Here is a 23,214-nt window from a genome sequence, read left to right as displayed (position 1 = left end):
GCATGAAGATCTCCTTCCTCCTCCATAACGGCTATGGAATCGGAGGAACCATCAAGACCACGTTCAACCTGGCCGAGGCGCTCGCCGAGCGGCACGACGTCGAGATCATCTCGGTGTTCCGGCACCGGAAGGTGCCGAACTTCCCGCTCGACGAGCGGGTGCGGATGCGGCACCTGGTCGACCTGCGCACGGAGAAGGAGCACCCCCGGCACGTGCGGCCGGCCCGGGTGTTCCCCGCCTCGGAGTACCGGTACCCGCAGTACAGCGAGTTGACGGACGAGCGGATCGAGGAGTGCCTGGCGTCGCTCACCTCGGACGTCGTCATCGGCACCCGCCCGGGGCTGAACGTGCACCTGGCGTTGCAGGGCCCCAGGTCCGCGGTGCGGATCGGGCAGGAGCACCTGACGCTGAAGACCCATCCGCCGGCGCTGCGCAACGAGTTGCGCCGGGCCTACCCGCGGCTCGACGGGATCACCACCGTCACCGAGGCGGACGCCGAGGCCTACCGGACCCGGATGCGGCTGCCCGGGGTGCGGCTGATGGCGCTGCCCAACAGCATCCCGGAGCCGTCGATCCCGCCGGCCGACGGCGACGCGAGGATCGTCGTGGCGGCGGGCCGGCTGGTGCGGTCCAAGCGGCACGAACTGCTGGTGCGCGCCTTCGCGCGGGTGGTCGCCGAGCGCCCCGACTGGCAGCTGCGGATCTACGGCAACGGCGACCAGGAGGAGCCGCTGCGCGAGCTCATCAACGAGCTCGGGCTCTACAACAACGCCTTCCTGATGGGCAAGGCGACGCCGATGGACGGCGAGTGGGTGAAGGCCTCGATCGCGACGGTCACCTCCAGCTTCGAGCCGTTCGGGATGACGATCGTGGAGGCGATGCGCAGCGGCCTGCCGGTGGTCAGCACCGACTGCGAGTACGGGCCCGCCGAGATCATCAGGGACGGCGAGGACGGCCGTCTGGTGCCGGTGGGCGACGAGGAGGCGCTGGCCGGGGCGTTGCTCGACCTGATCCGCGACGACGCGTTGCGGCACCGGATGCGCGCGGCCGCGCTGGAGAACTCCCGGCGCTACGACCCGGTGCCGGTGGTGGCGCAGGCCGAGGCGCTGTTCGAGGAGCTGCTCGAAAGGAAGCGTTCGATGCGCGGCCGGCTGCGGTTCCGGGTGCCGGCCCCGGCGCATGTGGCGCACACGGTGCGGGATCTGGCGATGGCGGCGGCCATCACCACGGTGCGAGGGCTGCGGAAGGTGCGGCGATGAGCGAGACGGTGACCGGGGTGCTGGAGGAGACCCCGCACGCGGACTGCCGGGCGACGGCCGACGGGGGGCTGACGCTGGACCTGGCGCTGCCCTCGCTGACGGCGCCGCCGAGCCTGGAGCTGCGGCTGCGGGCCAAGGAGGGCGAGCAGCCACGGCACGCGCTGCCGGTGGAGTCGGCGGGCGCGGACGGCCGGTGGCGGGCGGTGCTCGGCGCGGAGCCGGTGCTGGCCGAGGGCCGGTGGGACCTCTACCTGCGGGTGGCGGAGGACGGCGACTGGCGGCGGGTGGCGCCCGGGGTGCGGGACCTGCGCGCGCTGCTGGCGCGTGAACCGGCCCCCGTTGAGGGCCCGTTGGCGGTGCGGGTGCCGTACCGCACCAAGGACGGCTGGTTCGCGGTCCGTGCCTGGCTGCGGCCGGCGCTGGCCGAGGCGGGCCCGATCACGGTGTCGCCCGAGGGCTCGATGACGGTGCGGGCGCGGCTGCTCGGCGCGAAGCCGGGGCGCGGCGCGGCGGCGGTGGTGAAGCTGCGCGGCGGCGGCAAGCGGGGCCCGGCGCGGGAGGCCGAGCTGGTCGACGAGGGCGCCGGGGTGTTCTCGTTCACCGTGCCGTACGCGGAGTTGGTGGCGGAGGAGTCGACGGAGGCGACCGCGTTCTGGGACGTGTCGGTGCGGCCCGCGAGCAAGGCGGCCCGGGTGCGGGTGGCGCGGCTGCTGGACGACGTCGCCGACAAGAAGGCCGTGTTCGTCTACCCCGCGACGCGGGTGGGCGAGGCCACCGTCCAGCCGTACTACACGGTCGACAACGACCTCGCCGTCCGCGTGGACCGCCGGGACGAGTCCTAGGTCGAGGTTCGCCGCCCGCCCCGGAGCAGCCGGCCGTGGGCGGCCTCCTCGTGGGTGACGACGTAGCAGTCGAAGTCCTCGCCCGAGCCCTGGACGATGGCCGTGGCGATGCTGCGGTGGAACAGCGCGCCGAGCCGGCCGCGGCGGGTGGCGCCGATGACGATCTGCGACGCGTTGTGCTCGCGGGCGAAGTCCAGCACGGCGGCGGCCGGGTCCTCCGCGGTCACCTCGTGGTAGCTGCCGCCGGCGCGCTCCACCAGGGCGCGCTGGCGGTCGAGCAGTTCGGGCGCGGCGCCGGCGAGGCCGTCGGCGCGGACGACGTGCACGGCGAGCAGTTCGCCGCCGGCGCCGCGGGCGACGATCCGTTCGGCGCGGCGGATCAGGGTGTCGCCCTCCGGGCCGCCGGAGAGCGCGACCACCACCCGTTCCCTGGCGGCCCAGGGGCGGTGGATGTGCGCCTCGGTGCGGTAGCGCTGGAGCGCCTCGTCGACCCGGTCGGCGGCCCACAGCAGGGCGAGTTCGCGGAGCGCGGTGAGGTTGCCGACGCGGAAGTAGTGGTTGAGGGCGTCGTCGACCTTCTCCGGGGCGTACACGAAGCCGTCGCTCATCCGGCGGCGCAGCGCGTCGGCCGACATGTCGACGACCTCGATCTGGTCGGCGGCGCGCACCACCGCGTCGGGCACGGTCTCGCGCTGCCTGACCTCGGTGATCCGCTCCACCACCTCGTTGAGCGACTCCAGGTGCTGGATGTTGACGGTGGTGAGGACGTCGATGCCGGCGGCGCGCAGCTCCTCGATGTCCTGCCAGCGTTTGACGTTGCGCGAGCCCGGCACGTTGGTGTGGGCGATCTCGTCCACCAGGGCCAGCTCGGGCCGGCGGCGGAGCACGGCGTCCAGGTCCATCTCGGTGAACCGCGCGCCCCGGTGGACGAGGGTGTGGCGGGGCACGGTCTCCAGGCCCTCGGCCATCAGCCGGGTCATGCGGCGGCCGTAGTCCTCCATGAAGCCGATGACGACGTCCACGCCACGGCGGCGCTGGCGGCGGCCCTCGGCGAGCATGGCGTAGGTCTTGCCGACGCCGGGGGCGGCGCCGAGGTAGACGCGCAGGGTGCCGTGGGCCATCGGTCGGTTCACTCCCGTCCGTCGAGCCCGGCGAGGGCCAGGTTGAGTTCGAGGACGTTGACGCGTTCGGCGCCGAGGAAGCCGAGGACCCGGCCGCCGGTGTGGTCGGCGACGAGCTCGCGCACGGTGCCGGGGTCGAGACCCCTGGCGTCGGCGACCCGGTCGGCCTGGAGGCGCGCGTAGTCGGGCGAGATGTGCGGGTCGAGGCCGCTGCCGGAGGCGGTGAGCGCGTCGGCCGGGACCCGGTCCTCGGGCACGTTCTCGGCCTTGGCGACGGCGGCCCGGCGGCGGCCGACCTCCGCCGCGAGCGTCGGGTTGTCGGGGCCGAGGTTGCTGGCGCCGGAGGCGAGCGGGTCGTAGCCCTCGGGTCCGGCGGCGGACGGGCGGGGGTGGAACCAGTCGCGTCCGGTGAAGCGCTGGCCGATGAGGGTGGAGCCGACGGCGCGCCCCTGGTGGTGGGCGAGGGAGCCGTCCGCCCGGTGGTGGAAGGCGAGTTGGGCGACGCCCCAGACGGCGAGCGGGTAGAGCGCGCCGAGCAGCACGGTGAGGAGCAGCAGCAGCCGCAGTCCGGCGGCGGCCTGTCTGAGCAGCTGTCGGGTCATGGCGGCGGTCACCGGATCCCGGGCAGCAGGTGCACGACGAGGTCGATCAGCTTGATGCCGACGAAGGGGGTGACGAGTCCCCCGAGGCCGTAGACGGCGAGGTTGCGGCGGAGCATGGCGGCGGCGCTGGTGGGCCGGTAGCGGACGCCGCGCAGGGCGACGGGCACCAGGGCGACGATGACCAGCGCGTTGAACACGACGGCGGAGAGGATCGCGGACTGGGCGCTGGCCAGGCCCATCACGTTGAGGCGGTCGAGCTGCGGGTGCACGCCAGTGAACATGGCGGGGATGATCGCGAAGTACTTGGCGACGTCGTTGGCGATCGAGAAGGTGGTCAACGCGCCCCGGGTGATGAGCAGTTGCTTGCCGATGGCGACGATCTCGATGAGCTTGGTGGGGTTGGAGTCGAGGTCGACCATGTTGCCGGCCTCCTTGGCGGCCATGGTGCCGGCGTTCATGGCGACGCCGACGTCGGCCTGGGCGAGGGCGGGGGCGTCGTTGGTGCCGTCGCCGGTCATGGCGACAAGCCGGCCCGCGGCCTGCTCGCGGCGGATCAGCTCCATCTTGTCCTCGGGCGTGGCCTCGGCGAGGTGGCGGTCGACGCCGGCCTCGCGGGCGATGGCGGCGGCGGTGGCCGGGTTGTCGCCGGTGATCATCACGGTGGAGATGCCCATCCGGTGGAGTTCGGCGAAGCGTTCCCTGATGCCGGCCTTGACGATGTCCCGCAGCCGGATCACGCCGAGCACCCGGGCGGGCTCGCCGGGGGTACGCTCGGCGACCAGCAGTGGGGTGCCGCCCTCGCCCGCGATGGCCTCGACCAGCGGCCCGACGGTGTCCGCCGGCCGGCCGCCCTCGGCGCGCACCCACTTCATGACGGCCGTCGAGGCGCCCTTGCGGATCCGGCGGCCGTCGCCCAGGTCGACGCCCGACATGCGGGTGTGGGCGGAGAACGGCACGAAGGTGACGTCGGTGACCCGCCCCTCCTCGCGGCCGCGCAGCCCGTAGCGGTTCTTGGCCAGCACCACGACGGAGCGGCCCTCGGGGGTCTCGTCGGCCAGCGAGGACAGCTGGGCGGCCTCGGCCAGCTCGTGCTCGTCGACGCCGGTGACCGGGATGAACTCGGTGGCCTGCCGGTTCCCGAGGGTGATGGTGCCGGTCTTGTCGAGCAGCAGCGTGTTGACGTCGCCGGCCGCCTCGACCGCGCGCCCGGAGACGGCGATGACGTTGCGCCGCACCAGCCGGTCCATGCCGGCGATGCCGATGGCGGAGAGCAGCGCGCCGATGGTGGTGGGGATGAGGCAGACCAGCAGCGCGGTGAGCACGGTGAGGGTCTGCTGGCGGCCCGCGTACGCGGCCAGCGGCTGGAGGGTGGCGACGGCGAGCAGGAAGACGAGGGTGAGGCTGGCCAGCAGGATGTTGAGGGCGATCTCGTTGGGCGTCTGCTGCCGGCTCGCGCCCTCGACCAGCGTGATCATCCGGTCCAGGAAGCCCTCGCCGGGCCTGGTCGTGACGCGGACGGTGATCCGGTCGGAGAGCACCCGGGTGCCGCCGGTGACGGAGCTGCGGTCGCCGCCCGACTCGCGGATGACGGGCGCCGACTCGCCGGTCATGGTGGACTCGTCGACGGACGCGACGCCGTCCACCACCTCGCCGTCGCCGGGGATCAGCTCCCCGGCCTCGACCACCACGAGGTCGCCGACGGCCAGTCGGGGTCCCGGTACCCGTTCCTCGCCGCCGTCCGGGCGCAGCCGGCGGGCGACGGTCTCCTGCTTGGTGCGGCGCAGCGCCTCGGCCTGGGCGCGGCCCCGGCCCTCGGCGACGGCCTCGGCGAGGTTGGCGAAGAGCACCGTGACCCACAGCCAGGCGGCGATGGCGAAGCCGAAGAAGCTGGGGTCGACGATCGCGGCGACGGTGGTGACGAGGGAGCCGATCCAGACGACGAAGACGACGGGCGCCCGGATGGTGTGCCGCGGGTCGAGCTTGCGGGCCGCGTCGGGCAGGGCGGCGGCGAGCTGGCGTGGGGTGAACTCGCCTCGCCCGGGCGGGTGGTGGGTCACCTGAGCCCCTCCGCGAGCGGTCCGAGGGCGAGCGCGGGGAAGAAGGTGAGGCCGGTGACGATGACGGCGACGCCGGTGAGCAGCCCGGCGAAGACGGGCCGGTGGGTGGGCAGGGTGCCGCTGGAGACGGGCACCCGCTGCTGGGATGCGAGCGAGCCGGCGAGGGCCAGCACCAGGACCATGGGCAGGAAGCGGCCGAAGAGCATGGCGAGTCCGAGCACGGTGGTGTAGAAGGTGGTGCCGCTGGCCAGCCCGGCGAAGGCGCTGCCGTTGTTGTTGGCGGCGGAGGCGAAGGCGTACAGCGCCTCGGACAGGCCGTGCGGCCCGGGGTTCAGCAGGGCGTCGCGCGGCCCCGGGAGGGCGAGGGCCAGGCCGAGGCCGAGGAGCACGGCGAACGGCATGGCCAGCACGGAGAGGGCGACCAGGGTGATCTCGCGCTGGCGGATCTTGCGACCCAGGTACTCGGGGGTGCGGCCGACCATCAGGCCGGCGATGAACACGGCGAGCAGGGCGAGCACCAGGAGCCCGTAGAGCCCGGAGCCGACGCCCCCCGGGGAGATCTCGCCGAGCAGCATGTTGACGAGCAGCACGCCGCCGCCGAGCGGGGTGAAGCTGTCGTGGGACGCGTCGTTGGCGCCGCCCGAGGTGGCGGTGGCGGAGTGCGCGAAGAGCGCCGAGTTCCAGACGCCGAACCGCTGTTCCTTGCCCTCCAGGGCGATGCCGAGCTCGCGGGGCACCGCGCCGTTGGGGGCACCTCCCAGCGTTAGCTGGGGGAGCGTGGTCTCGAAGACGGTGGTCAGGGTGAGTCCGGCGACCCACAGGGTGGTCGCCACGGCGAGCAGCGCCCAGCCGTGCCGGGTGGAGCCGACCATCCTGCCGAAGGTGCGGGGCAGGGCGCTGGGGATCAGCAGCATCAGGAAGATCTGGAGCAGGTTGGTGAGCGCGGTGGGGTTCTCGTACGGGTGGGCCGAGTTGGCGTTGAAGTAGCCGCCGCCGTTGGTGCCGAGCAGCTTGATGGCCTCCTGGGAGGCGACGGGCCCGCGCACGATGGTCTGGCTGCCGCCGTCCAGGGTGGTGAAGGTGTGGGCGCCGGCGAAGTCCTGGACGACGCCGCCGGCCGCGAGCAGCAGCGCGGCGACGAGGGACAGCGGCAGCAGGACGCGGACGACGGAGCGGACCAGGTCCACCCAGAAGTTGCCGAGCTCCTCGGTGCGTTCGCGGGTGAAGCCACGGATCAGGGCGACGGCGACGGCGAGTCCGGTGGCGGCGGAGAGGAAGTTCTGCACGGCCAGGCCGGCGAGCCCAGCGAGCTGGCCCATGGTGGCCTCGCCCGCGTACCACTGCCAGTCGGTGTTGGTGACGAAGGAGACGGCGGTGTTGAACGCGCCGGAGGGCGGCAGCCCGCCGTGGCCCAGGGAGAGCGGCAGCACGCGCTGCAGCCGCAGCAGCGCGTAGAGGAACAGCACGGAGACGGCGGCGAAGCCGAGCAGCGAGAGGGCGTAGACCGTCCAGCGCTGCTGGGCGACGGGGTCGACGCGGACCAGCCGGTAGACGAGGCGTTCCACGGCGAGGTGGCGCTCGGAGCGGTAGACCCGGGCGAGGTGGTCGCCGAGCGGGACGTGCACGGCGGCGAGCGCCAGCACCAGCACGCCGATGGCGAGCAGCCCGGCGAGCGCGTCGCTCACGAGAACCACTCGGGGAAGAGCAGGGCCAGCAGCAGGTAGCCGGCGAGCGCGACGGCGACCACGAGGCCGACGATGTTCTCGGCGGTCACCCGCGCGCCACCCCCTTGACGGCCGCCGCCAGCAGGGCGAAGGAGACGACGGTCAGGGCGATGTAGGCCAGGTCGGGCATGGGGACCAGCATGTTGCGCGGGCCGCGCGGCGCCCGGCGACCACACGCGGGGATCCACCCGAACGGCGGATCTACCGCGGCCTGGTCCAGTCGTCGGCGAGCCGGCAGAGGGCGTCGAGCGCGGCGGTGACCCGCCCGGTCTCGCCGGTGGTGAGGAGGTCGGCCTGGAGGCCGGCGTAGGCGTTGTTGAGCAGGGTGGCCCTGACCAGGGCGTCACCCGGGTCGAGGCCGCGCAGTTCGAGCGCCCGGGCGACGAAGCGGGCGCGGCCGGCGACGAAGGCGGGAGGGTGGCCGGTGAGCCGGCCGGCGGCCGCGAGCCCCTCGATCTCGTGGACGAGCCGGGTCCTCGGCAGTTCCTCCTCGCTCAGGTGCCGGTCCCAGGCGTCGCGGACGATCGCGCCGATGCCGACGGCCGGGTCGGCCCAGCCCGGGGTGGCGGCCAGCGCCTCGTGCTGCCGCTCGTCGAGCCGGTCGAGGACGGCGCGCAGCAGGGCGTCCTTGTCCCCGAAGTGGTGGGTGAGCACCCGGGTGGAGCGGCCGAGGGCGGCGGCGAGGGTGCGCAGCGAGAAGGTGGCGACGCCGGTCTCGGCGAGCCGGTCGATGATGTCGTCGACGAGGCGCGCTCGCCGCGCGGGGTCGGCGGTCCTGGGCACGCGCTCACCAGCCCCTCAGGAAGGCCAGGACGGCCTCGGCCACGCCGGCCGGGTCCTCGTCGTGGACCCAGTGGCCGCGTCCCGGGAAGGTCACGAGCCGGGTGTCGGGCCGGCGCGCCGTCATCTCCCTCGCCTGCGCGGTGGGCAGCACGGTGGAGTCCTCGCCGTGCAGCAGCAGCGCCGGGCAGGCGGAGCCGAGCCAGTCGGGCCACCAGTCGCCGAGCAGCGCGCGCTGGGAGCGCAGCAGCGTCTCGGGGTCGAACGACAGGCCCCAGCCGTCGGGGTGTTCGGCCGCGCTCTCCAGGAAGTAGTCGGCGACCTGGCCGACCCGCTCGGTCAGCAGCGCGCGCAGCTCGGCGAGGCCGGCGGCGCGCCGTGGCCAGTCGCGGGCGTCCAGGACGGGCGGCTCGTTGCGGGCCGGTCCCTCGATGACGACGAGTCGGCTGACGAGGTCGGGGTGGTGGGCGGCGAGCCGGTAGGCGACGGAGCCGCCCATGGAGTGGCCGAGCACGGGCAGCGGCCCGGCGCCGAGGTGGTCGGTGAGGAATGCGGCGGCGTCGGCGAGGTACGCGTCGGGACGCACGTCGGCGACGGGCGCGGCGCTGCCGTGGGCGCGCTGTTCGAGGGCGATCACGCGGTGTGCCGGCGCGAGGCGGGCGGCGAGCGCGGCGAGGCCGCGGGCGCGGCCGAAGTGCCCGTGCAGCGCGAGCAGCGGGGCGCCCGGGCCGCCGAAGTCCACATACGAGAGGTCGGTGCCACGGACGGTGACGGGATGCGCGGTGGCCATAAGCGTAAGGGTAACAGTCGTTACCCTTACGCCTCCGGCCGGCCGGATGCCGGACGCGTCCGAACGCGGTTCCATGGAGGAGGGCGCCGACCGGGAGGAGGCACCGGATGCTGTACGACGACCGGATCGCGGCGGGACGCCGGCTGGCGCGCGATCTTGCGGGGCTGCGGAAGCAGGACGTGGTGGTCATCGGGCTCCCCAGGGGCGGGGTGCCGGTGGCCGCCGAGGCCGCCCAGGCGCTCGGCGCGCCACTCGACGTCGCCGTGGTGCGCAAGCTGGGCGTGCCGTTCCAGCCCGAGCTGGCCATGGGCGCCATCGGCGAGGACGGCGCCCGGGTGCTCAACGAGGACGTGGTGCGCACCGTGCGCGTCTCGGAGACCGAGCTGTCCGAGGTGGAGGCCGCCGAGCGGGTCGAACTCGACCGGCGGGCCCGGGAGTACCGGGGCGGCGGCGGGCGCGTCTCGCTGACCGGCCGCACCGCCGTCATCGTGGACGACGGCATCGCCACGGGCGCCACCGCCCGCGCCGCCTGCCGCTCGGCGCGGGCCCGCGGCGCGGCGCGGGTGGTGCTCGCGGTCCCGGTCGCGCCACGCGACTGGCGCCGGCGGATCGGCGACGACGCGGACGAGTTCGTCTGCCCGGAGACGCCGGCCGAGTTCGTCGCCGTCGGCCAGTTCTACGAGGCGTTCGAGCAGACCAGCGACGCCGAGGTGATCGCCTGCCTGCGTGGCGGCGACCGCCGCGAGGTGACCATCGACGCGGGCGAGGGCGTCCGGCTGCCCGGCGAACTGACGCTCCCCGAGGGGGCGCGAAGCGTGGTCGTCTTCGCGCACGGCAGCGGCAGCGGCCGGCTCAGCCCGCGCAACCGCTTCGTCGCCGAGGCGCTCAGCGGCGCCGGCCTCGGCACCCTGCTGTTCGACCTGCTGACGCCGCGTGAGGAGCCCGACCGGGCCAACGTCTTCGACATCGGCCTGCTGGCGGCCAGGCTGCGCCGCGCCACCGAGGCCGTGCCGGACGACCTGGCGGTCGGCTACTTCGGCGCCAGCACCGGCGCGGCCGCCGCGCTCTGGGCGGCCGCCGAACCCGACTCCCGCGCCACGGCCGTCGTCTCCCGGGGCGGCCGCCCCGACCTGGCCGACGCCCGCCTCTCCGCCGTCACCGCCCCCACCCTCCTGATCGTCGGCGGCTCCGACCCGCAGGTGCTCGAACTGAACCGCTCGGCACGCGAGTCGCTGCGCGGCGAGAGCCGACTGGCGGTGGTGCCCGGCGCCACCCACCTCTTCGAGGAACCCGGCGCGCTCTCCGAGGTGTCCGAACTCGCCCGCGACTGGTTCCTCGACCACCTCCCGGGCGGCGCCGCCTAGCGGAGGGCTCCTCCTCCCCCGGCGAGCGGCGCCCCCGCGAAGCGGGATCCGCCTTCGGACACCCGCTCCGGCTGCGCCTGTACCGGGCGTTGTGCGTGCAGAGGAAGTGGACGAGGCGGTGTCGTTGGTCAGCTACCACCTCAGGAGGCTCGCGGCGCACGGCCTGATCGAGGAGACCGAGCGCCCACGCGGGGACGCGCACGAGCGCTGGTGGCGGCGAGGACGCCTGGCGGTAACGCCCGAAGGACACTTGGCACGCCCCCAGACGCGCCGAGGTGGCGGGCCGAACCGCGCTGCGCGCGGTGCCCGGCCCGGCAGGGCCGAGGGCCCGCGGCGGCTGCGCCGCCGGGCCACGCGGCCCCTGCCGCGCGACGGCCCGCCCGGAGGGTGGGCGCGGCGCCGCACAGCCGACAGGGCTGTCGCGCTGCGGGGGGCCGAACCGCGCTGCGCGCGGTGCACGGCCCGGCAGGGCCGAGGGCCCGCGGCGGCTACGCCGCCGGGCCATGCGGCCCCTTGCCGCGCGACGGCCCGCCCGGAGGGCGGGTGGGTGGGCGCGGCAGGGCCGGCGGCCAGTGCCGGGCGTGGTGCGTTTGCGGCCTTCGGCCGCGCGCCGCAGCATGGCGGGGAGGTGGCGTTCCGCCACCGCGCCGCCGTCAGGGAGGTCGGATGAAGGCCGTCCAGTATCGGGAGATCGGTGCCGCGCCCGAGGTCGTGGACGTGCCGGAGCCGGAGCCGGGGCCCGGGCAGGTGGTGTTGCGGGTGGCGGCCGCCGGGGTGTGTCACTCGGACATCGCCGTGATGAGCTGGCCGGCCGAGTCGTTCCCCTACTCGCTGCCGCTGACCCTCGGGCACGAGGGCGCCGGCACGGTGGCGGCGCTGGGCGAGGGTGTCACCGGGATCGCCGAGGGTGAGCTGGTCGCGGTGTACGGGCCGCAGGGCTGTGGCCGCTGCGCCAAGTGCGCCGAGGGCAAGGAGAACTACTGCCTGCGCGCCGCCGATCTCGGGATCTTCCCGCCGGGGCTCGGTTCGCCGGGCGCGATGGCGGAGTTCCTGCTGGTGGACGACGCCAGGTTCCTGGTGCCGTTGGGCGGGCTCGACCCGGTGAGCGCGGTGCCGTTGACGGACGCCGGGCTCACGCCGTACCACGCGATCAAGCGTTCGCTGCCCAAGCTGCGGCCGGGCAGCACGGCCGTGGTGATCGGCACGGGCGGGCTCGGGCACGTGGCGATCCAGCTGCTGCGCGCGTTGACGCCGAGCCGGGTGATCGCGCTCGACGTGTCGGAGGACAAGCTGACGCTGGCGAGGGCGGTCGGCGCGCACGAGACGGTGTTGTCCGACGAGCGGGCGGCCGACCGGGTCAGGGAGCTGACCGGTGGGCTCGGCGCGGAGGCGGTGTTCGACTTCGTGGGGGCGCAGGGGACCGTGACCACGGCGGGCGCGGTGGCGGCCGTGGAGGCGGACGTGTCGATCGTGGGCATCGCGGGCGGCGCGCTGCCGGTCGGCATCAACACCACCGCGTTCGACGTCGCCGTGGCCGCGCCGTACTGGGGTAGCAGGGGCGAGCTCGGCGAGGTGCTGGCGTTGGCGCGGTCCGGGGCCGTGGAGGTCAGGGTGGAGACCTACGGCATCGACGAGGCGCCGCTGGCGTACGAGCGGCTGCACGCCGGGAAGGTCAACGGCCGGGCGGTGGTCCTGCCCAACGGTTGAGGTGCGGCGGCGCCCGCCGGGGGCGCCGCCGCCGGCGGGGTCAGTCGGTGAGGTCGACGCCGCGGGCCGAGGTGGCGCCGATCTCCTCGGCGATCTCGTTGAGCACCGCGGGCGGGATGGTGCTGTCGATGGTGAGGGCGATCAGCGCGTCGCCGCCCTCCTCGGCGCGGGCCACCTGCATGCCGGCGATGTTGATGCCGGCCTCGCCGAGGATCCGGCCGAGGGTGCCGACGACGCCGGGGCGGTCGGTGTAGCGCAGGAACGCCGTGTGGTCGGCGAGCGCCAGGTCCACGGTGTGCGGGCCGATGCCGACGATCTTCTGCAGGTGCTTGGGACCGGCCAGGGTGCCGGCGACCGAGACCACCTCGCCGCTGGTGAGCGTGCCGCGCACGGTGATCAGGTTGCGGTGGTCGGGCGACTCGGAGCTGGTGGTGAGCCGCACCTCGACACCGCGCTCCTGGGCGAAGAGCGGCGCGTTGACGTAGGAGACGGTCTCGGCGACAACGTCCTCGAAGACGCCCTTGAGCGCGGAGAGTTCCAGGATCTTGACGTCGTGCTGGGTGATCTCGCCGCACACCTCGACGTCGAGTCGCTGGGCCACCTCGCCGGCGAGCGCGGTGAAGATGCGGCCGAGCTTCTCGGCGAGCGGCAGCCCGGGACGGACGTCCTCGGCGATGACGCCGCCCTGCACGTTGACCGCGTCGGGGACGAGCTCGCCGGCGAGCGCGAGGCGGACGGACTTGGCGACGGCGAGGCCGGCCTTCTCCTGGGCCTCGCCGGTGGAGGCGCCGAGGTGCGGGGTGCCGATCACGGTGTCGAACTCGAAGAGCGGCGAGTCGGTACAGGGCTCGGTGGCGTAGACGTCGAGCCCCGCGCCGGCGACCCGGCCCTCCTTGAGGGCGCTGAGCAGGGCGGCCTCGTCGACGATGCCGCCGCGGGCCGCGTTGATGATCCGGACGCTGGGCTTGACCTTGTGCAGCGCCTCGTCGCCGATGAGCCCCAGGGTCTCGGGGGTCTTGGGGAGGTGCACCGTGATGAAGTCGGAGACGGCGAGGAGCTCGTCGAGGCTGAGCAGCTTGACGCCCATCTGGGCGGCGCGGGCCGGCTGCACGTAGGGGTCGTAGGCGACGATGTCCATGCCGAAGGCGGCCATCCGCTGGGCGACCAGCACGCCGATGCGGCCGAGGCCGACGACGCCGAGGGTCTTCTCGGCGAGCTCGACGCCCGTGTACTTGCTGCGCTTCCACTCGCCCTTTTTCAGCGCGGCGTTGGCCTGCGGGATGTTGCGGGCGGTGGAGACGATCAGGCCGCAGGCGAGCTCGGCCGCGGTCACGATGTTGGAGGTGGGCGCGTTGACCACCATGACGCCGGCCTTGGTGGCGGCGGCGACGTCGACGTTGTCCAGGCCGACGCCGGCACGGGCGACGACCTTGAGGCGGCGGGCGGCCGCGATGGCCTCGGCGTCGATCTTGGTGGCGCTGCGGATCAGCACCGCGTCCACGTCGGCGATGGCGGTCAGCAGTTCGTCACGGGCAGCGCCGTCACAGTGCCGGATCTCGAAGTCGGGACCGAGGGCATCGACGGTCGCGGGGGAGAGCTCTTCTGCGATGAGTACGACGGGCTTGCTCACTGGGTCTCACTGGTCCTTTGTGGAAGGCCGCGTCCCGACGGCCGGGAGTGGAGAGGTAGGCAGCCACGTGGAGCCGCACGACGCTGTGAGCCCGTGACACGCTTGGTGCAGTGCAGTGTAGCGGCGGGCGGCGAGCCCGGCGGTCGCGTACCGGACCCGCCGCCCGATCGAGCGAACTCCCCGTGGAGACGGGGCGGATCGATCGGATCGCGGAGAGCTCAGGCCTCCTCGTCGACCCAGCTCATCAGCTTGCGGAGCTCCTTGCCCGTGGTCTCGAGCAGGTGGCCGGCGTCGGCCTTCTTGTACTCGTTGTAGCGCGGCAGGCCGGCGTTGTACTCGGCCATCCACGCCTCCGCGAAGGTGCCGTCCTGGATGTCGCCCAGGATGCGCTTCATCTCGGCCTTGGTCTGCTCGGTGATGACGCGCGGTCCCGACACGTAGTCGCCCCACTCGGCGGTCTCGGAGATCGACCAGCGCATCTTCTCCAGGCCGCCCTCGTACATGAGGTCCACGATGAGCTTCAGCTCGTGCAGGCACTCGAAGTAGGCGATCTCCGGCTGGTAGCCGGCCTCCGTCAGGGTCTCGAAGCCGGCCTTGACGAGGGCCGCGGTGCCGCCGCAGAGGACCGCCTGCTCGCCGAAGAGGTCGGTCTCGGTCTCCTCGGTGAAGGTGGTCTTGATGACGCCGGCCCGGGTGCCGCCGATGGCCTTGGCGTAGGAGAGGGACAGCGGGAAGGCGTTGCCCGAGGCGTCCTGCTCGACGGCCGCGATACACGGGACGCCGCGGCCCTCCTCGTACTGGCGGCGGACCAGGTGGCCGGGGCCCTTGGGGGCGACCATGCAGACGTCGACGCCCGCCGGCGGCTTGATGAAGCCGAAGCGGATGTTGAAGCCGTGGCCGAAGAAGATCGCGTCGCCCTCCTTGAGGTTGTCCTTGACGGACTCCTCGTAGACGCGGGCCTGGATCGGGTCCGGCACCAGGATCATGATGACGTCGGCCTCGGCGGCGGCCTCGGCCGGGGTGGTCACCCGCAGCCCCTGCTCCTCGGCCTTGGCGCGGGACGTGGAGCCCTCGTGCAGACCGACCCGGACGTCGACGCCCGAGTCGCGCAGGGACAGCGCGTGGGCGTGGCCCTGGCTGCCGTAACCGAGGACCGCCACCTTGCGGCCCTGGATGATGGACAGGTCGGCGTCGTCGTCGTAGAACAGCTCGGCCACTTCGGTTCTTCTCCTTGTTGGTTCACGCCACCGCCGAGGGGACGGCGGCGGGGTTCCACCGTAGGACGTGTGGAACGGGGGTGGTGGACCGGTCTCGGTATCCGGTCCACACGCGGGAACGACGTGCTACGCGCTGCGGTCGAGCGCGCGGAGCGAGCGGTCGGTGATGGAACGGGAGCCACGGCCGATGGCGATGGCGCCGGACTGCACCAACTCCTTGATGCCGAACGGCTCCAGCATCCGCAGCATGGCCTCCAGCTTGTCGCTGCTGCCGGTGGCCTCGATGGTGACGGCCTCGGGCGCGACGTCCACGGTCTTGGCGCGGAAGAGCTGCACGATCTCGACGATCTGCGACCTGGTCTCGTTGTCGGCGCGGACTTTCACCAGAACGAGTTCCCGGTGGACGGCCGCCGACGGGTCGAGTTCGACGATCTTGAGGACGTTGACCAGCTTGTTGAGCTGCTTGGTGACCTGCTCGAGCGGCAGCGCCTCGACGCTGACGACGATGGTGATGCGGGACACCTCGGGGTGCTCGGTCGTGCCGACGGCGAGCGAGTCGATGTTGAAGCCGCGCCGGGAGAAGAGCGAGGTGATCCGGGAGAGGACACCGGGCTTGTTCTCGACCAGGACGGAGAGCGTGTGCTTGGACATGGCGGGTTCGTGTTACCTCTGCGGTCGGTCAGTCGTCGGCGTCGCTGAAGTCGGGGCGCACGCCGCGGGCGGCCATCACCTCGTCGTTGGAGGTGCCGGCGGCGACCATCGGCCACACCATGGCGTCCTCGTGGACGATGAAGTCGACCACGACGGGCCGGTCGTTGATGGCGTTGGCCTTCTCGATGACGGCGTCGAGCTGGTCGGGGTCCTCGCAGCGCAGGCCGACGCAGCCCATGGCCTCCGCCAGCTTGACGAAGTCGGGGATGCGGGTGCCGGTCGCCTCGGGGCCCTCGCGCAGCACCGTGTTGGAGTAGCGCTGGTTGTAGAAGAGGGTCTGCCACTGGCGGACCATGCCCAGGGCGCCGTTGTTGATGATGGCGACCTTGATCGGGATGTTGTTGAGCGCGGCGGTGACCAGCTCCTGGTTGGTCATCTGGAAGCAGCCGTCGCCGTCGATGGCCCAGACGGGAGCCTCGGGGCGGCCGGCCTTGGCACCGAGCGCGGCGGGGACGGCGTAGCCCATGGTGCCCAGGCCGCCGGAGTTGAGCCAGGTGCCGGGGCGCTCGAACGGCAGGTAGTGGGCGGCCCACATCTGGTGCTGGCCGACGCCGGCGGTGAAGACGGTGTTCTCCGGGGCCAGTTGGCCGATGCGCTCGATGACCTGCTGCGGGGAGAGGGTGCCGTCCTCGGGCAGGTCGTAGCCGAGCGGGTAGGTCTCGCGCCAGCGGTCGAGCTGCTCCCACCAGGCGGCGTAGCGCTCGGCGGCCTCCGGGCCCGCCGCGGTGGCCGGGTCGTCGGCGCGCAGCGCGGCGGTCAGGTCGGCCATCACGTCCTTGACGTCGCCCACGATGGGGACGTCGGCGACGCGGTTCTTGCCGATCTCGGCGGGGTCGATGTCGGCGTGCACGATCTTGGCGTGCGGCGCGAAGGAGTCGATCTTCCCGGTGACGCGGTCGTCGAAGCGGGCGCCGAGGGCGACGATCAGGTCGGCCCGCTGGAGCGCGGTGACGGCGGCGACCGAGCCGTGCATGCCGGGCATGCCGAGGTGCTGGCGGTGGCTGTCGGGGAAGGCGCCCAGGGCCATCAGGGTGGTGGTCACCGGGACGCCGGTCAGCTCGGCCAGCTCGCGCAGCTCGGCGGAGGCGCCGGCCTTGACGACCCCGCCGCCGACGTAGAGGACGGGGCGCTTGGCCTGGGCGATCAGCCGGGCGGCCTCGCGGATCTGCTTGGCGTGCGGACGGCTGACCGGGCGGTAGCCGGGCAGGTCCGTGGTGGGCGGCCAGGAGAACACGGTCCTGGCCTGCAGGGCGTCCTTGGAGATGTCGACGAGGACGGGGCCCGGACGCCCGGTGGCGGCGATGTGGAAGGCCTCGGCGATGGTGCGCGGGATCTCCGCGGGGTCGGTGACCAGGAAGTTGTGCTTGGTGACGGGCAGGGTGATGCCGCAGATGTCGGCTTCCTGGAAGGCGTCGGTGCCGATGGAGGGGCTGGCCACCTGTCCCGTGATGGCGACCAGCGGCACCGAGTCCATGTGGGCGTCGGCGATGGGGGTGACCAGGTTGGTGGCGCCGGGTCCCGAGGTGGCCATGCACACGCCGACCCGGCCGGTGGCCTGGGCGTAGCCGGTGGCGGCGTGTCCCGCGCCCTGCTCGTGGCGCACGAGGATGTGGCGGACCTTGGTGGAGTCCATCATCGGGTCGTACGCGGGGAGGATGGCGCCGCCGGGGATGCCGAAGACGGTGTCGGCGCCGACCGCCTCCAGGGAGCGGATGAGGGACTGGGCGCCCGTCACGTGCTCGACGGTGGCGGTGGGCTGCGGTGCTCCGCTTCGGGGGGCCCGCGGCTGCGGCTTGGGTGCCCCGGTGGCCTGCTCGGTCATCGACGTTCTCTTCTCGGAGTGGTGAGGGTGGTGAAGCTGGGGTGCGGGTGCGGGTTCCGACGCGTCCCTGACGGCGTCGGTGCAACAAAAAACCCCTCGTGCCGTAAGGCATGCGAGGGGGAGCGCGTCGCTGGGGGCCACGGAGTGTCCGAGGTCAGCCGACGCGCCATCCAAGTACGAGAATTCGGGTGTGCATGACTCTGACCTTGCTCCCCTGCCCGCCAGGTGTCAAGCGAGCACGAGCGGCGTCTCACTATGTGAGCCGCGGCGGACCGGGCGTGGACCGGGTGGGGCGGATCCGGGTCGGCGACGCGCGGGTGGCTAGGTGGGTGCGGAGTGCGAGGGGGCGGGGTCGGCCTGGGGCTCGCGGGGGGTGCGGCGGGCCGGTGGCAGGGGGTGCGGGGGCAGGGGGAGGCGGCCGCCGTCGAGGACGCGGCGCAGCCCGGCGGCGTCGAGCGGCTCGCTGAAGGCGAGCCCCTGGCCGCGCCGGCAGCCGAGCGCGCGGAGCGCGGCGGCCTGCTCCGGGTGGTCGACGCCGTCGGCGAGGGAGTCGACGCCCAGGTCGGCGGCCAGCCGCAGCAGGCCGGCGGCGATCTTGCGCAGCTGGGGGGAGTCGAGCAGGCCGTCGACGAGCTCGCCGTCGAGGCGGACGAGGTCCACGGGGAGCCGGTGCAGGGCGGCGGCCGCGGTGCCGCCGCTGCCGAAGCCGCCGAGCGCGACGCCGACGCCGAGGCCGCTGAGGTCGAGGAGGCGACGGCGCAGTTCGTCGGCGGCCAGCACCGACTCGGCCTCGGGCAGCTCGATCATCAGGGCGCCGGGCGGCAGCCCGTGCTCGGCGAGCAGCGCCTCGACGCCGCCGGCGCCCAGCGCCCGGTCGGCGAGCCTGGGCCCCGGCACCCGGACGCTCACGGGGACGGTGTGGCCGGCGCGGTGGCGCCTGCCGGCCTCGGCGACGGCCTGCCTGACCAGCCAGCCGGTCATCTCGGTGGCCCGCTCCCCGGCGTCGGGGCGGGGGCCGCGCAGCAGTTCGAGCGGGGTGCTGAGCAGGCCGTGCGCGGAGCGCCAGCGGGCCTGCGCGGAGACCGCGGTGATCCGCCCGTCGGCGAGGTCGACGACGGGCTGGTGCAGCAGGGTGAACTCGCCGGCGTGCAGGGCGCGGCGCAGCCGGTCGGCCAGCTCGGTGCGGCGCACCGCCTCGGCCTGGAGCTGCGGCACGTACAGCTCGACGCGGGCCTTGCCGGCCTGCTTGGCGCGGTACATCGCGAGGTCGGCGTTGCGCATCAGCGCGGCCGGGGTGGCGCCGGGCTCGGCGAAGGCGATGCCGATGCTGGCGGCCACCCGCACCTCGCGGCCGTCCACCACATAGGGGCGGGAGAGGGCGGTCCGCACCCGCTCGGCGATCTCCAGGATCCGGTACTCGCGCGGGCCCGGCTCGCCGGCCGGGTCGCCCACGATCAGCGCGGCGAACTCGTCCCCGCCCAGCCGGGCCGTGGTGTCGCCGGTCCTGACGGACTCCCGCAGCCGCTGGGCGGCCTGCACCAGCAGCTCGTCGCCCGCCTGGTGGCCGATGGTGTCGTTGACCGCCTTGAAGCCGTCGAGGTCGATGAAGAAGACCGCGGCGTCCGACTCGCCGGTCTGGCCGGGGCCGTGGCCGTCACTGAGGGCCAGCCGGACCCGCTCGGTGAACAGGGCCCGGTTGGGCAGGTCGGTGAGGGCGTCGTGGGAGGCGCTGTGCTGAAGCTGTGCTTGCAGTCGCACACGTTCGGTCACGTCGCGGCTGTTGAAGATCAGGCCGTCCTGGTAGCGGTTGACGCTGGACTCGACGTTGAGCCAGCGCCCCTCGTCGTGCCGCACCCGGCACTCGATCCTGGTGGCCGGCTCGAGCGCGGGCGGCACCGCGAGGAAGCGGCGCAGCTCGTGCAGGACACGGCCGAGGTCGTCCGGGTGGATCAGGGTCGAGAGCTCGCAGCCGATCAGCCGGTCGGCGTCCCTGCCGTAGACGCCGGTGGCCGCCGGGCTCACGTAGCGCAGCTTGCCGTCCGGCGCGGCGATCATGATCACGTCGCTCGATCCTTGCACCAGCGAACGGAAGTAGTTCTCCTTCTGGGCGAGCTCGCGGGTCAGCGCCGCGTTGTCCGCGAGGGTGATGCCCTGGCGCACCAGCAGCGCCAGGACGACGGCGGACGCCGCGTACACGACGACCCGGTCGACGCTGCGGCCAGCGACTATGGTCATCAGGATGCTGAGCACGCACACGGCCGCCGCCGTGTAGGGCGCGAGGGCGCCGATGCCCAGCGACTCGGCGAACGGCCCGGCGTGGCGATCGCCCTCCTGGCACCCGTCGGGCGGCGGCTCCTCGGCCGGCCCGTCGCCCGGCGGGCGGCCGGCCGCCCGCTCGCCCCTGGCGCCCGCCCACGGCGCGTAGGCCAGGAGCAGCGAGGCGGCGAACCAGCCGGCGTCCAGCAGCTGGCCCGAGCTGTAGTGGGCGCGCAGCATGGGCGAGGTGAACAGCGCGTCGCACAGGACGGTCAGGGCCAGGGCGCCGATGGCCGTGTTGACCCCGGTCCGGCGCCGGGTGCCGTGCCGGAAGTGCAGCACCAGCACCATGCTGACCAGCGCGATGTCCAGCAGCGGATAGGCCAGCGCCAGGGCGGCGCGGGCCACCGTCTCGCCCCGCCACTGGGCGGTGTGGGCGAGGGCGACGCTCCACGAGAGCGTCATCAACGAGCCGCCGATGAGCCAGGCGTCGAGCCCGAGGCAGATCCAGCCCGCCCTGGTGGCCGGACGCCTGGCGAACATCAGCAGGCCGATGATGGCCAGCGGCGCGAAGAGCAGGTAGCAGACGTCCGCGAGCGAGGTGCGCGGGACGGACTCCCGCAGCACCACCTCGTACCAGCCCCATATGGCGTTGCCCAGGCCGATCATCATCGAGGAGAGGCCGAACAGCGTCCACGCGGGCCGCAGCTCACCGGCCCGCCGGTGCGCGTACCACAGGCAGGAACCGGCGGCCAGGAAGGCGGCCGCGGAGAGCCCGAAGTCCCCCATCACGCGGGCCACCTGCGGGGAGCCCCAGCCGAACAGGGCTCCCACGGCGTACCCCGCGCACACCCCGGCCAGCGCCAGCTGCGGCCCCGGGCCGGTCAGCGGCGGGCTCCCCGCGTCGGCGCGCGGCCGCCAGGCCGTTCTCGGGCGGTGCATTGGCCTGTGCCCCCCTCTCGTTCCGGACTCGCCCCGGGACGGACGGTACACCAGAACCGTCACTCAACGCCATAGCAATCTCACCGACCGTGACGATTTGGGGGGTGCCTCGCGCTCGGTCAACGCCGCGGATCAGTCCTCCCGCCCGCCCACGGCGACGACGTGCGCCACCGGTTCGCCCGCCGCGAACCTGCCCAGCTGGTCCCGCAGCAGCCGCTCGGCGCGGGGCCTGAAGGCCGACGTCGGGCCGCCGACGTGCGGGGTGATCAGCACGCCGGGCGCGTCCCACAGCGGATGCCCCGGCGGCAGCGGCTCCGGGTCGGTGACGTCGAGCGCCGCGAGCAGTCGGCCCGACTCCAGCTCGGCGAGCAGCGCCTTGGTGTCCACGACCGGGCCGCGGCCGACGTTGACCAGTAGCGCGCCGTCCGGCATCCGGGCCAGGAACTCCGCGCCGACCAGGCCGCGGGTGGCGGCGGTGAGCGGGGTCGCGACGATCACCACGTCGGCGCGGGGCAGCAGTTCGGGCAGTTCGTCGGTGGCGTGCACCGGGCCGCGCGGCGCCGTCCGCGCCCGGCTGGCGACGCGGATGACCTCGGCGACCTCGAACGGCAGCAGCCGGTCCTCGATGGCGCCGCCGATGTTGCCGTAGCCGAGGATCAGCACCCGGCGGTCGGCGAGCGCCGGGTGCACGCCCTGCGCCCAGCGCCCCTCGCGCTGGGCGAGCACCGCGTCGGGGACGCCGCGCAGCGCGGCCAGCGTCAGGGTGAGCGCCAGCTCGGCGGTGCTGGTGTTGTGCAGCGGGCCGGCGTTGCACAGCCGCGCGCCGGGCGCCAGGTCGGGCAGGCCGGGGAGCATGTGGTCGACGCCCGCGGTCAGGGTCTGGACGACGCGCACGCCGGTCATCAGCGGCAGCGGGCGCAGCACCACGTCCTGGCGCTTCATGTACGGGACGACGTAGAAGGCGCAGTCGGCCGGATCGGCCGGGTAGTCGTCCTCGCCGTCCCAGTGCCGGTAGGTGAACGATCCCGGCAGGTCGGACAGGTCGTCGGGGGAAAAGGGCAGCCAGACATCCGAAGTGCTCATGCGGTCAGGCTAGATCGGCCGCCGGCGGGGGGACCGGGGGGTGACGGAACGGATCACGTCTGATGTGCTGGGCGTTCCGATCGCGGTCCCGGGGGCGGGGAGGACGGAGGCGGATGATGAGGCGGCGAGGCGGGCCCAGCCTGCTCGCGGCGGTGACGGCCGTGTCCCTCGCGGTGGCGGGCTGTTCCGGCTCGGGCACGGACGACGACGGCGGCGGGCGGGACGGCGGTGCGACCGCGCCCGGGAGCGCGCGGGAGTCGCCCGACCCGGAGGCGACGGCCGCCCCCGAGGAACCGACCGTGGCTCCCGACGAGGGCGCGGTGGAGGTGGTCGAGACGGTGGCCGAGGGGCTCGACTCGCCCTGGGGCCTGGTGCCGCTGCCCGACGGCGACCTGCTGGTCGGCTCCCGGGACGGCGGCACCGTCCACCGGATCGCGGTCGACTCGGGCGAGGTCTCGGAGGTGGGCGAGGTGCCGGGGGTCACGCCGGACGGCGAGGGCGGCCTCCTCGGCCTCGCCCTGGACCCGGACTTCGCGTCGAACGGCCTGCTCTTCGCCTACCACACCACCGCCGACGACAACCGGATCACCGCCTTCCGCTACGACGCCTCGGCGGCACCCGGGCAGGGCCTCGCGCCCGACCGCGACGTGCTCACCGGCATCCCCCGCGGCGAGTTCATCCACAACGGCGGCGGCCTGGCCTTCGGGCCCGACGGCATGCTGTACGCCTCGACCGGCGACGCGGACGACCGGGGCCGCGCCCAGGACCAGGACTCCCTCTCCGGAAAGATCCTGCGCATCGACCCGGCGACGGGCGAACCGCCAGCCGACAACCCGGACCCCGACTCGCCGGTCTACTCGTCCGGCCACCGCAACGTGCAGGGCCTCGCCTGGGACGCCGAAGGCCGGCTGTGGGCCTCGGAGTTCGGGCAGGACACCTGGGACGAGCTCAACCGCGTCGAGCCGGGCGGGAACTACGGCTGGCCGCTCCACGAGGGCCCGGGCGGCGAGGCCGACGGCTTCACCGACCCGGTGCGGTGGTGGCCGCCGGCCGAGGCCTCGCCCAGCGGGCTCGCCTTCCAGGGCGGCTCCCTCTGGCTGGCCGGCCTGCGGGGCGAACGCCTGTGGCGGGTGCCGCTCTCCGACGCCGAGCCGGAGTCGTTCCTGACCGGCGAGTTCGGGCGCCTGCGGGCGGTGCGGGCGGTCGGGGACGACGAGCTGCTGCTCGTCACCAACGAGACGGACACGCGCGGAACGCCGGCGCCCTCCGGGCGGGACGACCGCGTCCTCCGCCTCCGCGTCCGCTGA

General features: G+C 74.0%; 18 protein-coding genes. 5 read left to right on the top strand and 13 right to left on the bottom strand.

Features of this window, described 5'->3' with window-relative positions; translation table 11 throughout:
* Positions 1 to 2: 2 nt before the first annotated feature.
* Positions 3 to 1,259 carry a glycosyltransferase family 4 protein gene (locus RNC47_RS08525; protein ID WP_311597019.1) on the top strand — a complete coding sequence of 419 codons (1,257 nt, stop codon included), beginning with the start codon at positions 3 to 5 and terminating at the stop codon, positions 1,257 to 1,259.
* Positions 1,256 to 2,101: a hypothetical protein gene (locus tag RNC47_RS08520; RefSeq protein WP_311597017.1), complete on the top strand. Its 846-nt coding sequence runs from the start codon at positions 1,256 to 1,258 to the stop codon at positions 2,099 to 2,101. The genes RNC47_RS08525 and RNC47_RS08520 overlap by 4 nt, the downstream gene beginning before the upstream one ends.
* On the opposite strand, the gene RNC47_RS08515 is transcribed toward RNC47_RS08520, so the two are convergent.
* The 7 genes from RNC47_RS08515 to RNC47_RS08485 all read right to left on the bottom strand — a co-directional run bounded on the left by RNC47_RS08515 (position 2,098) and on the right by RNC47_RS08485 (position 9,175).
* Positions 2,098 to 3,222 (bottom strand): universal stress protein, encoded by a 1,125-nt coding sequence (locus RNC47_RS08515; RefSeq protein WP_311597014.1) that lies wholly within the window; start codon positions 3,220 to 3,222, stop codon positions 2,098 to 2,100. The two genes, RNC47_RS08520 and RNC47_RS08515, sit on opposite strands and share 4 nt — an antisense overlap.
* An 8-nt stretch (positions 3,223 to 3,230) precedes the next feature.
* Complete coding sequence (gene kdpC, locus RNC47_RS08510) at positions 3,231 to 3,824, bottom strand: potassium-transporting ATPase subunit KdpC (protein ID WP_311597013.1); 594 nt, start codon at positions 3,822 to 3,824, stop codon at positions 3,231 to 3,233.
* 8 nt (positions 3,825 to 3,832) lie between these two features.
* Complete coding sequence (kdpB, locus tag RNC47_RS08505; RefSeq protein ID WP_311597011.1) at positions 3,833 to 5,881, bottom strand: potassium-transporting ATPase subunit KdpB; 2,049 nt, start codon at positions 5,879 to 5,881, stop codon at positions 3,833 to 3,835.
* The gene (gene kdpA, locus RNC47_RS08500; RefSeq protein WP_311597009.1) at positions 5,878 to 7,566 is read right to left on the bottom strand and encodes a potassium-transporting ATPase subunit KdpA; all 1,689 of its coding nucleotides are present in this window, start codon (positions 7,564 to 7,566) and stop codon (positions 5,878 to 5,880) included. Before kdpA ends, kdpB begins: the two co-directional genes overlap by 4 nt.
* Positions 7,563 to 7,655 (bottom strand): K(+)-transporting ATPase subunit F, encoded by a 93-nt coding sequence (gene kdpF, locus RNC47_RS08495; protein ID WP_311597008.1) that lies wholly within the window; start codon positions 7,653 to 7,655, stop codon positions 7,563 to 7,565. Before kdpF ends, kdpA begins: the two co-directional genes overlap by 4 nt.
* A 151-nt stretch (positions 7,656 to 7,806) precedes the next feature.
* On the bottom strand, positions 7,807 to 8,388 hold the full coding sequence (locus RNC47_RS08490; RefSeq protein ID WP_311597006.1) for a TetR/AcrR family transcriptional regulator: 582 nt from the start codon (positions 8,386 to 8,388) through the stop codon (positions 7,807 to 7,809).
* 4 nt (positions 8,389 to 8,392) lie between these two features.
* Positions 8,393 to 9,175, bottom strand: a complete 783-nt coding sequence (locus tag RNC47_RS08485; RefSeq protein ID WP_311597004.1) for an alpha/beta fold hydrolase — start codon at positions 9,173 to 9,175, stop codon at positions 8,393 to 8,395.
* A gap of 107 nt (positions 9,176 to 9,282) precedes the next feature.
* Between RNC47_RS08485 and RNC47_RS08480 the strand changes: the two genes are divergently transcribed.
* Positions 9,283 to 10,539, top strand: coding sequence for a phosphoribosyltransferase family protein (locus RNC47_RS08480; protein WP_311597003.1), 1,257 nt, complete (start codon positions 9,283 to 9,285; stop codon positions 10,537 to 10,539).
* Positions 10,540 to 11,205: 666 nt separating this feature from the next.
* On the top strand, positions 11,206 to 12,246 hold the full coding sequence (locus tag RNC47_RS08470) for an NAD(P)-dependent alcohol dehydrogenase (protein ID WP_311597001.1): 1,041 nt from the start codon (positions 11,206 to 11,208) through the stop codon (positions 12,244 to 12,246).
* Positions 12,247 to 12,286: 40 nt separating this feature from the next.
* Here the strand turns inward: RNC47_RS08470 and serA are convergent, their stop codons facing one another.
* The 6 genes from serA to RNC47_RS08440 form a co-directional block, all read right to left on the bottom strand.
* Positions 12,287 to 13,876 carry a phosphoglycerate dehydrogenase gene (gene serA, locus RNC47_RS08465; RefSeq protein WP_311596999.1) on the bottom strand — a complete coding sequence of 530 codons (1,590 nt, stop codon included), beginning with the start codon at positions 13,874 to 13,876 and terminating at the stop codon, positions 12,287 to 12,289.
* 218 nt (positions 13,877 to 14,094) lie between these two features.
* Complete coding sequence (gene ilvC, locus RNC47_RS08460) at positions 14,095 to 15,093, bottom strand: ketol-acid reductoisomerase (protein ID WP_311596998.1); 999 nt, start codon at positions 15,091 to 15,093, stop codon at positions 14,095 to 14,097.
* A gap of 126 nt (positions 15,094 to 15,219) precedes the next feature.
* Positions 15,220 to 15,744 (bottom strand): acetolactate synthase small subunit, encoded by a 525-nt coding sequence (gene ilvN, locus RNC47_RS08455; protein ID WP_311596996.1) that lies wholly within the window; start codon positions 15,742 to 15,744, stop codon positions 15,220 to 15,222.
* A gap of 28 nt (positions 15,745 to 15,772) precedes the next feature.
* Entirely contained in the window at positions 15,773 to 17,626 is a 1,854-nt protein-coding gene (locus tag RNC47_RS08450) for an acetolactate synthase large subunit (RefSeq protein ID WP_311596994.1), read from the bottom strand.
* 321 nt (positions 17,627 to 17,947) lie between these two features.
* Positions 17,948 to 20,824, bottom strand: a complete 2,877-nt coding sequence (locus RNC47_RS08445; protein ID WP_311596992.1) for a putative bifunctional diguanylate cyclase/phosphodiesterase — start codon at positions 20,822 to 20,824, stop codon at positions 17,948 to 17,950.
* 132 nt (positions 20,825 to 20,956) lie between these two features.
* Positions 20,957 to 21,907, bottom strand: coding sequence for a 2-hydroxyacid dehydrogenase (locus tag RNC47_RS08440; RefSeq protein ID WP_311596991.1), 951 nt, complete (start codon positions 21,905 to 21,907; stop codon positions 20,957 to 20,959).
* A gap of 116 nt (positions 21,908 to 22,023) precedes the next feature.
* On the opposite strand from RNC47_RS08440, the gene RNC47_RS08435 reads away from it, so the two are divergent.
* Positions 22,024 to 23,214, top strand: a complete 1,191-nt coding sequence (locus RNC47_RS08435) for a PQQ-dependent sugar dehydrogenase (RefSeq protein WP_311597237.1) — start codon at positions 22,024 to 22,026, stop codon at positions 23,212 to 23,214.

This window comes from Streptomyces millisiae (genome assembly GCF_031845425.1).
GTDB classification, from domain to species: domain Bacteria; phylum Actinomycetota; class Actinomycetes; order Streptomycetales; family Streptomycetaceae; genus Streptomyces; species Streptomyces millisiae.
This window is presented reverse-complemented; position numbering and strand designations above follow the sequence as displayed.

What these genes read in the sequence shown, in the direction of transcription:
- RNC47_RS08450 (WP_311596994.1), bottom strand. Translation starts at nt 17,626, where the DNA reads ATGACCGAGCAGGCCACCGGGGCACCCAAGCCGCAGCCGCGGGCCCCC.
- RNC47_RS08440 (WP_311596991.1), bottom strand. Translation starts at nt 21,907, where the DNA reads ATGAGCACTTCGGATGTCTGGCTGCCCTTTTCCCCCGACGACCTGTCC.
- RNC47_RS08470 (WP_311597001.1), top strand. Translation starts at nt 11,206, where the DNA reads ATGAAGGCCGTCCAGTATCGGGAGATCGGTGCCGCGCCCGAGGTCGTG.
- kdpC (WP_311597013.1), bottom strand. Translation starts at nt 3,824, where the DNA reads ATGACCCGACAGCTGCTCAGACAGGCCGCCGCCGGACTGCGGCTGCTG.
- ilvN (WP_311596996.1), bottom strand. Translation starts at nt 15,744, where the DNA reads ATGTCCAAGCACACGCTCTCCGTCCTGGTCGAGAACAAGCCCGGTGTC.
- RNC47_RS08520 (WP_311597017.1), top strand. Translation starts at nt 1,256, where the DNA reads ATGAGCGAGACGGTGACCGGGGTGCTGGAGGAGACCCCGCACGCGGAC.
- RNC47_RS08525 (WP_311597019.1), top strand. Translation starts at nt 3, where the DNA reads ATGAAGATCTCCTTCCTCCTCCATAACGGCTATGGAATCGGAGGAACC.
- RNC47_RS08445 (WP_311596992.1), bottom strand. Translation starts at nt 20,824, where the DNA reads ATGCACCGCCCGAGAACGGCCTGGCGGCCGCGCGCCGACGCGGGGAGC.
- RNC47_RS08480 (WP_311597003.1), top strand. Translation starts at nt 9,283, where the DNA reads ATGCTGTACGACGACCGGATCGCGGCGGGACGCCGGCTGGCGCGCGAT.
- RNC47_RS08515 (WP_311597014.1), bottom strand. Translation starts at nt 3,222, where the DNA reads ATGGCCCACGGCACCCTGCGCGTCTACCTCGGCGCCGCCCCCGGCGTC.
- RNC47_RS08485 (WP_311597004.1), bottom strand. Translation starts at nt 9,175, where the DNA reads ATGGCCACCGCGCATCCCGTCACCGTCCGTGGCACCGACCTCTCGTAT.
- RNC47_RS08435 (WP_311597237.1), top strand. Translation starts at nt 22,024, where the DNA reads ATGAGGCGGCGAGGCGGGCCCAGCCTGCTCGCGGCGGTGACGGCCGTG.